At 43.9% G+C, this 12,194-nt stretch carries 5 protein-coding genes; all 5 read right to left on the bottom strand.

The annotated features are described in order from the left end of the window. A partial coding sequence (locus AB1797_08855) for an FG-GAP-like repeat-containing protein (protein MEW5767718.1) occupies positions 1–5,918 on the bottom strand: 5,918 nt, incomplete at its 3' end. Then, positions 5,915–7,282, bottom strand: a complete 1,368-nt coding sequence (locus AB1797_08850) for a hypothetical protein (GenBank protein ID MEW5767717.1) — start codon at positions 7,280–7,282, stop codon at positions 5,915–5,917. The genes AB1797_08850 and AB1797_08855, both read right to left, overlap by 4 nt. A 762-nt stretch (positions 7,283–8,044) precedes the next feature. Continuing rightward, positions 8,045–8,842 (bottom strand): hypothetical protein, encoded by a 798-nt coding sequence (locus AB1797_08845; GenBank protein MEW5767716.1) that lies wholly within the window; start codon positions 8,840–8,842, stop codon positions 8,045–8,047. Positions 8,843–9,177: 335 nt separating this feature from the next. Beyond that, positions 9,178–10,767 (bottom strand): putative Ig domain-containing protein, encoded by a 1,590-nt coding sequence (locus tag AB1797_08840; GenBank protein ID MEW5767715.1) that lies wholly within the window; start codon positions 10,765–10,767, stop codon positions 9,178–9,180. 3 nt (positions 10,768–10,770) lie between these two features. Beyond that, the gene (locus AB1797_08835) at positions 10,771–11,919 is read right to left on the bottom strand and encodes a hypothetical protein (GenBank protein MEW5767714.1); all 1,149 of its coding nucleotides are present in this window, start codon (positions 11,917–11,919) and stop codon (positions 10,771–10,773) included. Positions 11,920–12,194 lie beyond the last annotated feature (275 nt).

Genomic DNA, 12,194 nt, shown 5'->3' with positions numbered 1-12,194 from the left:
ATCGCTTCATTGGACAGGGGCGAGGTATTGGGCACTTCATCCGAGGCGGTCATCCGAAAATAGTAAGTCGTGCCTGAGGCCAGCCCGCCTACCGTAAGGCTCTGAACAGTCCCGGCCACCTGCGGAGTCGGCTCCCCGCTTACCTGGGTCGCTACCGCCCAGTTCGCCTCTGTTATCGACGAAGTAGAATATCTAATATTGTAAGCAGCCGCTGTCCCACTGTCGCCGTCATCCCCCGGTGCCATCCAGGTCAAGGTAAGCGAGTCAGTCGCCGGACTACCAGCCGCCAGATCAACAATCTGTCCCGGCGGGGTAACATCCTGCGGCCCTGTAAGAGGATATAATCCTGTCCGCATCATATCATGGTGAAACATAGGCCAGGGTAAAAGATCAGGATTATATGAATTTGGCCCCATCTGCCAGCAATATACGTGGTAATCATTTGATCCAACAACTATTTCTAATCTTCCATCTTGATCAATATCTCCCAGGGCGGGGGAAGACCATACATCCCCACCCGTACTTACTGGAAAACCAGGCACCAAGTTTCCATCATCATTCCAGGCATATACCTTCTTATCACAAGAGCCAATCACTATCTCTAATCTCCCATCCCTATCTATATCTCCCAAGGCTGGGGAAGAGTATATACTCCCCCCCGTACTTACTGGAAAACCAGGAACCAAGATTCCATCATCATTCCAGGCATATAACTTCTTATCATAAGAGCCAACGACTATCTCTAACCTTCCATCCCCATCTATATCTCCCAAGGCTGGGGAAGAGTCTATCTTCTCTCCCGTACTTACTGGAAAACCAGGCACCAAACTTCCATCATCATTCCAGGCATATAACTTATTATAATAAGAGCCAATGACTATTTCTAACCTCCCATCCCCATCTATATCTCCCAAGGCTGGGGAAGAAGAGTATATACGATCCATCCTACCTACTGGAAACCCCTTAACAGGTATTCCGTCATCATTCCAAGCATATATCTTGCCATCACTCGAACTAACCACAATCTCTAATCTCCCATCATCATCTATATCTCCTAAAGCTGGGGGGACGGGGACACGCACATTTTCTCCTGTACTTACAGGGAATCCATCCACAGGTGTTCCATTATCATTCCAGGCATATACCTTGCCATCAGCTGAACCAGTCACTATCTCTAATCTCCCCTCGTCATTCTGATCTATATCTCCCAGGACCGGGCAAGCATCCATAAAAAGCTCTTGCCCTCCTCCTCCACTTATTACTGGGAACCCATTCACAAGTGTTCCGTCATTATTCCAGGCATATAACTTATTATCTCCCGAGCCCACAACAATCTCTAATCTCCCATCGCCATCTATATCTCCTAAAGCTGGGGAGACATCCACCATTCCTCCCGTACTTACAGGGAATCCATCCACAGGTGTTCCGTTATCATTCCAGACATATACCTTGCGACTTCGCGAACCAACAACTATCTCTAATCTCCCCTCGTCATTCTGATCTATATCTCCCAGGGCAGGGGATGACATCACATAATAATACACATCCGCCTTAACTGGAAAACCAGGTTGCATTCCAACAGATTTCACTGCAATAGTAGATATCGTTTCCCTAACAAAATCTTCTCCCCTGGCATCCTTACCTTCTACTCTTACTCGATATTCACCCAAAGAAAGAGGGGTATAAACACCTTCATATATCCCTGGCGTTTCACTCTCCTCTAAGGATAAAGTATCCAATACTGTTCCATCTAATCTGATAAGATAAAAACTCAGATCAGATACCTCTCCCTCTAATCTAATTGAAATCGGAGATAGTTGTTCGAGCCATAAAAGTTCCAAAGAAACTAACTCAAAGGTTACCGAGGTATTAGCAGAAACCATAAAGGTGAAACTTCCTTTGCCTGTAATTACCGCCTTCCAATCACCGATTTCCGGAGCAACCATCTGATACGACGCTCTGGCCAAGGTAGTATCAGAAGTCATCTCTCTTTTAGTTCCCTTGGGGTCATAAAGCTCGATATTTATCTCTCCTTTATACTCTAAGTAAAAATATGCGTGACTAATAGTAGAATCAATAGTAGTAAATACAACCATTTCATCATTAGTTACAGAAGCCTCTACTATTTTTACAAAATCATACTTATTATCGATTAATCCTGTCCGCCTCATATCATGGTGAAACATAGGCCAGGGTAAAAGATCAGGATTATATGAATTTGATTCCATCTGCCAGCAATATACGTAGCCGTCATCTGATCCAACAACTATTTCTAATCTTCCATCTTGATCTATATCTCCCAGGGCTGGCGAAGAGTTTACAGCTCCCCTCGTATCTACTGGAAAACCCGGCACCAAGCTTCCCTCATCATTCCAGGCATATACCTTATTATCATAAGAGCCAACGACTATCTCTAACCTTCCATCCCTATCTATATCTCCCAGGGCTAGGGAAGAGCCTACAGCTCCCCCCGCACCTACTGGAAAACCAGGCACCAAGCTTCCATCATCATTCCAGGCATATACCCTGTCACCATCCGAGCCAACGACTATCTCTAACCTCCCATCCCCATCTATATCTCCTAAGGCTGGGGAAGAGTTTATAATCCACCCCGTATCTACTGGAAAACCAGGCACCAAGCTTCCATCATCATTCCAGGCATATACCTTATTATTATTAGAGCCAACGACTATCTCTAACCTCCCATCCCCATCTATATCTCCTAAGGCTGGGGAAGAGTTTATAATCCACCCCGTATCTACTGGAAAACCAGGCACCAAGCTTCCCTCATCATTCCAGGCATATACCTTATTATCATTAGAGCCAACGACTATCTCTAACCTTCCATCCCCATCTATATCCCCCAGGGCTGGGGAAGAGCCTACCGCTCCCCCAGTACCTACTGGAAAACCAGTCACCAAGCTTCCCTCATCATTCCAGGCATATACCTTATTATCATTAGAGCCAACGACTATCTCTAACCTCCCATCCCCATTTATATCTCCCAGGGCCGGGGAAGAAGACACACCCCCATTCGTCTTAACTGGAAAACCAGGTTGCATTCCAGGTTTCATTGTAATAATAGTAGATGTCGTTTCCCTTACAAAATCTTCTCCCCTGGCATCCTTACCTTCTACTCTTATTCGATACTCACCCAAAGAAAGAGGGGTATAAACACCTTTATATATGCCTGGCGTTTCACTCTCCCCTAAGGATATAGTATCAAATACTGTTCCATCTAATCTGATAAGATAAAAACTCAGATCAGATACCTCTCCCTCTAATCTAATTGAAATCGGAGATGGTTCTTCGAGCCAAAGTTCCGAAGAAACTAACTCAAAGGTTATAGAGGTATTAGCAGAGACCATAAAGGTGAAACTTCCTTCCCCTCTAATTACCGCCTTCCAATCACCGATCTCCGGAGTAACTATCTGATACCACGCTGTGGCCAGGGTAGTATCAGAAGTTATCTCTCTTCTCGTTCCATTCGGGTCATAAAGCTCCATATTTATCTCTCCGTTATACTCTAAATAAAAACGTCCGTAACTAATAGTAGAATCAATAGTAGTAAATACAACCATTTCATTATTAGTTACAGAAGCCTCTACTATTTTTATTATACCAAAACCATACTCATTATCGATATCATTGATATCATTAATTATAAATTCATTGGCTAATAAAAAGTCTTTCTCACTATTAACCTCAAAGTATTCTCCTCCGGTGTCCCTTACCGCCGCTATTAAATCCTCGTCAGCTACTTCAGCTACTTCGGCTATTTTGGCTACTCCTCCTGCTCTTGGTGTGTTAATTCTAACATAATAAACTCTACCCTTACAGCTTCTAATTACTTGAGATTGACTTTCTTCAAATGGCGGGCAAGGGCTCTGCGATCCACAGCCATACGTCTTTCCACAGTCTCCCTCTAAACCATCCGTATAAACTATGGTAATTGGAATTCGCTCAGTATATCTTGCACTGGATCTTGCACTACTTAAAGCTCTGGCGATACACGTCCCCGGAGTAAGACTTTCGGTAAGACCCCAATCTATGTTATTCTTAAATGTAGAGGGGTATCCGCAATCACCAAAGTATGCCACCTTATTAAATTTGAACATCCTAACCATATCCGTACCATCCTCCAGAGAACAAGCTACATTCCATGCCCCTTTCCGCCTCAAACAAAGAGGATCAGTAGCCTTATCCGGAAATGGATAATCCCAGTTATTCCAGTAGTCCCCATCCATACTTGCTGACTCATCAATCAGTAATGTCACCCCCTTTCCCCTTCTGAAGGAAAAGCAGTGCACTTCGTCAGTTCCTCCTGTTCCTTGCATATTGCCAGAAGTATCTCTCGTAAGTTGAGTGGTTGGATCAATAGTAGTGTCTTTATCGCTAAGGGATAGAAGCCCATTGCCTGCTAAATCGGTAGCGTATATTCTCAGTTCCCACTCTATCCGGAAGCAATTACAATTATAAAACGGTGCCCACCCTTGCCAGATTTTATTCTCATCATCTATAGGAGAAAACGACGGAAATGGATACTCGGAATTACAACTCCAGACGATAGGATTCTGGACAGGCTCACTAAATTCTATCCTAACTAAACCAAATTCGCCATCAGAAAAAGCTATTGGATTCCTTCCCTTTTTAGTCGCAGGTGTCAAAACCAACTCTGTCCCATTCCAATCCCAATAGGCATCGTATTTCTCTTTACCTTCTTGAATTATCGTCACTCGATGAACATAGGGTCGGAAGTTGTCGACTATGACTTTAATACTTTGCGTATCATCCCTATCTGATGCATCTGTAACTCTAAATGTTAAAGTATATTCGCCATCTTTATATTTTGCATCCTTATTTACCTGAGCGGTATTTGTAGGTGTGGTCTCAAATATTTCGTTGGTGTTTTCGTGAGCTTTCGTAAACCAAACTCCATTACTTTGAATACTGTTTATTGTTTTATGTGGATATAGATAAACACTATCAAGACTTCGTAATTCTATAAAATCATTATTTCCATATAAGTTATCACTACTATTATTAAATATAGTATGAAATACTTGATTAACTTCGTATAAATCACTATTTCTTATTCTATCGAATTCAATATTATATTTTGGAGTATCTTCAACACTGTAATCTATTGTCTGTACAGTTAATCCATTTCCATTATCACCACCGTTAATATCTACATCTCTTGCACTAACTATTGGTGCAATGCTACCATATATAACTAATGTATCATTTACTGAATCATAAGTCGTTCCTGATGAGCCAGGTCTATTTCTAAGATGAATCTTGATAGTTCCATCCGTATAATTTGTCAGAGCACCTGCCGTTGCTTTTATCTCATATCCTGAAGCAACTCCAGCAGGTTGATTAATTGGCTCTAAAATAACATCATTTATTTCTGGATCCGCATTATCTAAGGGACCTTCTAATGCCCAACCAGCGTCATTTACTAATGGATTAACTCTGTACCATGTACCACCGTCTTGATACCACATCTCAAAATGCAAATGGCCATTTACAGTACCAAGAGAATCTCCTGTGTCTATTGTATCACCTGGTTGAAGGTTAGCATTAGGAGTTATATGAAGATATCTTGTTTTTTTCTGTGCCCCATGCTCTACTGTTACAGATATACTTCCTATTCCATCTGGTGGTATTACACCAGGTTCTACTGCTCTGGCTGGTGGTGCAGGATTGTTAGTACAATCTATATCAATAGCTCCATGGAAGTGGTCCCCATTTGTTGGATGGATCTCACCAAATGTACAATTGACTGTATTATAATTTAATGGATCATCAGCACTGTTTATTGGCCATTGTAAAGCAAAAGATAAATTTGATAAAACAAAGGATGAAAACAAAATTATGGTAAGACTTATTTTACTATATCTCAAAAATATCATTTTCCCACCCCTTTTCCAGTAATTTTGTACAGATAATAATGATTTTCACGAGACTTTATAATAAATTCATCTTCTTCGATACTCCACATCTCAATTCCTTCGGGTAAATTTTTAATATAATCAATTATCTCTCCTGTTTGGAGGTTTATTATATAGCCAACGATTGCAAAATCTAAGCCCTTTACACGACGTTCTCGTGTTCTTTCTACATCAAATAAAATCAAGATATTTTTATTTAAATTGCACTTTACTAAATCCCCTTCTATATTTGGTAACGACCAAATCAAATTACCTTTTTTATCAATAAGCGAAAATAATTTATCACTCGTGTACCAAGTAATATATCTGGCGCTATTATGGATTGAAATAAAATAAGGGGTTTTTCCTTCAAAATCATATTCCCACAGAAGATATCCTTGAATGTTAAATAATCTATAGATATAGGAAGGCCCAAATAATATCCCGGCATAATTGCCATCTTCTGAAAAATCCACTCCATATGCTTCTTCACTCTTAAAATTGTGTTCTTTTAACAAATTTCCATTAATATCATAAAAGTATACCTCTCCTGTAAACACTTCTCCTCCAGTATGATTTAAAGCAACAATATATTTTTCATTTGGTGATATAAATAGAGGCCACCTTTCTCTTTCTATCTCTCCCAGATAATTTCCGTCTATGTTATATATCTTTGTCATGTCATTCCAAAATCTAGACATGCCCCAGTTTTTAGTGGCATAATAAATCTCTTGAGTTTCTAAGATGATATCCCCTTTAGGGGAAATTGTGTAATCATACGTCCTTGCGGTCTCTTCAAACTCTTTCATAGCTAACCATCTTTTGATTTCTTCTCTTTGCTCAGGTAGATACGTATCTATTGAATCTTCCCTACCCTTTCTAATTTCCTTAATCACTTTTCCTTCTTTATCTAAAAACTTAATTACATTCTTTGTATCCATCACCTTTGGATAGAGAACTTTCACCTTTTCTTCAGCTCTTTTTCTTTCCAACTCCTTCATCCCCAAAGCTCTTGCCTCTTTTACCGTTACCTCTGACTTACCGAAGATCACATCAATAGTTGGCTCATCAAACTTATACTCCATAATTAGCTTAAGCTCTACTATTTTTGATTCCTCAAGCTTAACTGATTCACCTTTAGCCTCGGCTGCTGGTTGACTCTTCTTACCTTTTACTATCGCTGGGCTTTCTTTAACCTCTGCCGCAGCTTCTGTCTGGACTCCTTCTTGCAAAGTTGGCTCCTCACTCTTAGCAGCTTTTTTCTCCATAGGCAGCCCCAGCCCCCCCATCATCAGGATTGAGACCAAACTCCCCACCAATATCCACTTTCCGGATTTTCTTGCCATCTTCTTCATCTCCTTTCATTTGGATTGCGCACCCACTTCGTGGGTACCCGAGATTTCGGATTGCAGACTTAAAACCTTTCCCCCGCATCCAAAATCCGTGCATCCTTGCTTCCTCTTTCATTTCGGATCGCAGACTGCAAATTGAAACAAATCGGGACGGTTCAAAATCATCCATTTTCTTGTGAAACTTTAGGCGCGGTTAACCTTCCGCAGAAGTAGGGTGGGCATTACCCCCCAATCTATTCGCCATCTACGCCTTTTTGGTGGGCAGTGCCCACCCTACCCCTCAGCCGCAAGCTTTCACAGTAAAGTGAACCATCCCAACAAATCCGATTTGCCATTCAACTTGATTCTTTCCCTTCAAACTGAGCACCATTTTATCATATCCCCCCTATTTGTCAACTACCTTTAATCTCAAATCCTCCATCTTTTCTTGATCGCCTCCTCTGTTTTTTACGTTTTTGGCTCAACGTGGATTCGAGGGGTAAACGCCCTCAGGTATCAGGAAAAGGAGGAAAAGGGGGACGTTGGAAAAGGGGGACGTTGGTGGAGAAAGCAATTTACTCCTACCTGTTATTTGTTTACTACACCAACGTCCCCCATATTCCCCCGGGACTCCAATCGTTCACGCTGCCTTGCACAATTTCCACCGCAGAGTCGAAAAGGCCGTCCGTTACAGTCAATGGGTATCCCTCTGCCGAACGGCTGAAGTCCGTAAGCTTTGAGTAGTCTATCCCAAAACTTCCACGGCGCGTCAAATCGTTAGGGATTTACTATAACTTGAGCCGAACCCAGGAAAAGGTGGTCAAAGCCATCCACGGACGACCTTCCGTCCTGTTTCTTAAGGGCCAATACCTTCTTGTCTCGATCGATAATAATCTCTGTTTCCCCGGCAACTCTGGCTGAGAAACTAAGTCGAGCTACTATTCCTGAACCACTTACCTCCTTTCTTTCTCCGCCAGGCTTGATCCTCTTTATGGCCATTCCAATACCCATAATCCCCTCTTTCAGATCATAAGTGTTAGGGAGAGAAAGTATGTTATCTCCCAGGAATTCGCCGAAACTAATTCCTAATCCCTCAAGCACGGCTGGATCAAAATGGAACCTTAAGCCTACTTCTGAAAGGTGGCTTACCTTTTCCACCCATATATCCAGGAGAAAGGTTTCTCCTACCTGCACCTGTTTCAGACATGGGTCAATCTTGAGGGTCAATCCTTCTGATGAAGTAACAAAGCTAAACCCAGTGGCTTCTCCACCAACGATTCTGAAGAAATATTCGGTCTCTGGTATGAGTCCTGTGATTTCAAGGGCATGCTTGAACCTGACCGTCCCCTCATCCTTTGCTTGGTAACTGTAATTAAGGCGAGGGCCATATTCTATTTCCGAGACAGTGGCTATATCAGTCTTCCAGCTTATGGTAGCCTTTGTCGAGGCAGGCCTTACTTCAAGATCATAGATACTTGCTTCTGACTTAGTTCCAACAGGATTCCTGCCACAACCGAATAGAAAGCAGATGATTAAAAGAGCTGCCAGAGAAAATATATAGGCGATCCTTGTCAACTTTTTCACCACCTCTTAGCGCTGAATAAAGAGCGTAGAACACGAAGAAGCCTGAAACCCGGAGCACTGAGCTATGAAGATAAAATATTACCCCCGGCTCAATGCTCCGTAATCTATGCTTATTTGTAATTACTCAGCCCTTCTTTGAAGACCGAAGGCTTTTAGGGACAGCTTTCAGCCTTCAGCCTTCAGTCTTAAGTCTTCAGCCTTCAGCCTTCAGCCTTCAGCCTTCAGCCTTCAGCCTTCAGCCTTCAGCCTTCAGCCTTTAGCCTTCAGTCTTTAGCCTTCAGTCTTAAGTCTTCAGTCTATCTACCCGAGCAGTTACGCTTATTTTATTATTTAACTACAATCATCCTTTTAGTAAAGATCTTATCCCCGGCCTGAAGCTGGCAGAAATACACCCCACTGGCTACCTCCCGGCCAGCCTCATCTTTTCCATCCCAATAGGCCGCCTCCTTCTGGGTGAAGTAAGCTCCTGACTCTCTCTCGCCCATATCCAGAGTCCTTACCAATTGCCCCGCTAAATCATAGATCAGAATCTTTACTTCACTTTTTGAATCCAGGGTGAAGGGAATAAAGGTCTCAGGATTGACCGGATTGGGGTAGTTCTGGGCCAGACCGGTTCTCCCCGTGATCTGCCCCCTCAAGCCCAGGTCAATCAAGGAAGCCAAAAGGTCTTTCATCCTGGTTACCGCCTCTGACTTCGGACTATCTTCCAGTAAGCGATACATGGCCCGATAGGCCTCCAGATTTCTGGCATGGTTTATCTCGGCGGATAAGATCTCTCTGCCCGGGGCTGGACTGCCGCCCCCATGGGTCCGTCCCCAGTGGACACCAATCACTACTACCTCTTTTTCACTTACTTGGCCATCGCCATTGGCATTAGCATAAGTTGCCTCCGCCGGGGTCCAGGGAGTAGCTCTTTGAGCCCCCCAGGTGAAACCATTATCACTTCTGGCTGCCCCGGTAGAGAGCCAGTAGTTAGCCACCGGAAAGATGTCTAACTCATTAACCACCCCATTATTGTCCGTATCCCCGGGCCAGACCACAAAATCAGTTATCGTAATTGAATCGGAAACAGGGTTAAGTGAAATCACCCCCCCATTTGGGTCTCGGGCATCTACATCGCTCAGACTGAAAGTGACTGTCTGTCCGGCCGCATAAGCCGAGGCCCTCAGCCTTATTCTGGCCACCACGCCGGAGCCACTCACTCCGGAGGCCGGTCTCTTTCGACTCACCCCTATTCTTATCGTGCCTGTTGTAGTATTTGCTTCATCATGGTTGGTCTGATCGTTCCCCAGGAATCCTGGTTCCGTGTCTACAGATACAACCTCGGTTACATTCCCAGCCGGACTATAATTAAGGCAAAAGGAGAGCCCAAAGAAGTTAGAGACCGGATGGCCAGCGTCCCCTACCTGAATTTCAACCTCGAATTCAGAATCAGCCGGAGTAGAAGAAGGAGCAACAACCTTAATGGGAATGCCACCGGCCGGATTAATGGTAATAAAGAGGGGTTGATCGTCTGTCTGGGAAGCGGCATCAGTCACTCGGACAGTGAAATTATAGGTCCCGGCAGTAGTCGGGGTGCCAGAAATGGTAGCATTCGGAGTCCCTGGAGTCAAACTCAGACCTGGAGGTAAACTGCCGGAGAGAATTGACCAGGTGTAGGGTGTCGTCCCTCCAGTGGCTGAGACTATCTGAGAATAAGCTGTCCCCACTGTCCCTGAAGGCACGCTGGTGGTGGTAATAGTCAAGGTAGCCGGATTGATGATGATGGAGAGGGCTTGATCATCTGTCTGGACTGGCGAGCTTGAGTCCTGGACCCGCACCGTGAAGGTCGAGGTGCCGGCGGTGGTAGGTGTGCCCGAAATAACGCCTGTTGAGCTATTTAAAGATAGACCACCCGGAAGAGAGCCGGCGCTGATTGATCAGGTGTAGGGTGTCGTCCCCCCAGTAGCTGAGACTGTCTGAGAATAAGCTGTCCCCACTGTCCCTGAAGGCAAGCTGGTGGTAGTAATAGTTAAAGGAGATGGTCCTTGAGACTCTTCGGTCCCAGGTGAGGTCGTTGGCTCCGGGTCAATGTATTTACGGATCCTGATCTCATCAATATAAAACTTACCTGGCTCACCATCATAGGCCCAGAATCGAAAATATTTAACCCCACTCGTCGGCTGGAGAATAAGCCCAGTCTCGTCATTAACTTTAGTTGCCCCATCCACCTCTATCATCATCTTTCTTGAATTAAAATAGAAATACTCCTCTAAATGATACCAGTAATTGGCCTGAAGAGGGGAATAAAAAGAGTGCCAGCTACCATCGTAATATTCCATCTTGCTCTTGTTATCCCACTGCGACCAGCTTATAGTCGAAGAATGACCGTAGGCCTGGTCAGGGGTAGGCAGGGTATCGCCCTGGTGGAAATTATGCGTCATAGAGGCACCTGTTGTCTGGACTCCTTGAAGATAGTAATCTACTTTGATGGTGGTGGAAGGAAAGCTCTTATTAATATAAATTTGATCATGGGTGCTGTTCCGGGTATTGTCTATTTTTAAGCTCTTGTTACCTCTAACTGCCACATCTGAGGAGGTGCTCACCTGACCGTTATAGTAGCTCCATTGTCCCAGCCCTGACTCAAAATCGTCGCCGAAGATATACACATTGTTAAGATTAGCCGGCGGATTACTGGCGCCTGGGTTCCCATAGTAAAGGTAATAGTTGTTATCTATGCCTGGGCCCGCAGCTGGGTTAAAAATAGATCTCTGAGTGGCAAACCAGACTTTGGTATTGGTAGAATTCGGGCCTATTACATCTCTATGTAACTCTACATTAGAACTTCCGTTCCAGTAAATTACTCTAAGATCATCCCCATCAGGCTGAAACCTGCTTCCATCAGTCGTATCCAGCGTAACACTACATGAATAACCGGCTTCCAGTTCATGGATACCTGAGGCAATAATTGAAATCTCTATCTGCCGCCGGTAAGAGTAGCTGGTATCCCACCAATCAGCCGCCAGGGCCATCTTGGACAGCCCAACTAACAGAATACCCATCAGGGTCAAGATTTGATACCTCTTCATTCCATCTACCTCCTTATTTGTTTTATCTTTGCGCCTTTGCGCCTTTGCGTCTTTGCGCCTTTGCGCCTTTGCGCCTTTGCGAGAGATTTATTTTTCAATCTGCAATCCGAAATCTGCAATCCGCAATCATTTGAGTATGATCATCTTTCTGGTCGAGATATAAGGTCCAGCCCGAAGCTGATAAAGATATATCCCACTGGCCACCCCCTTCCCATCATTATCCTTACCGTCCCAATGGGCCGCCTCCTTCCTGGTCAGATAACTCCCCGGCCCAC

It is taken from the genome of bacterium, assembly GCA_040753085.1.
GTDB lineage: Bacteria > UBA9089 > JASEGY01 > JASEGY01 > JASEGY01 > JASEGY01.
The sequence above is the reverse complement of the archived record's forward strand: the minus strand, read 5'-3'. Positions and strand labels throughout refer to the sequence as shown.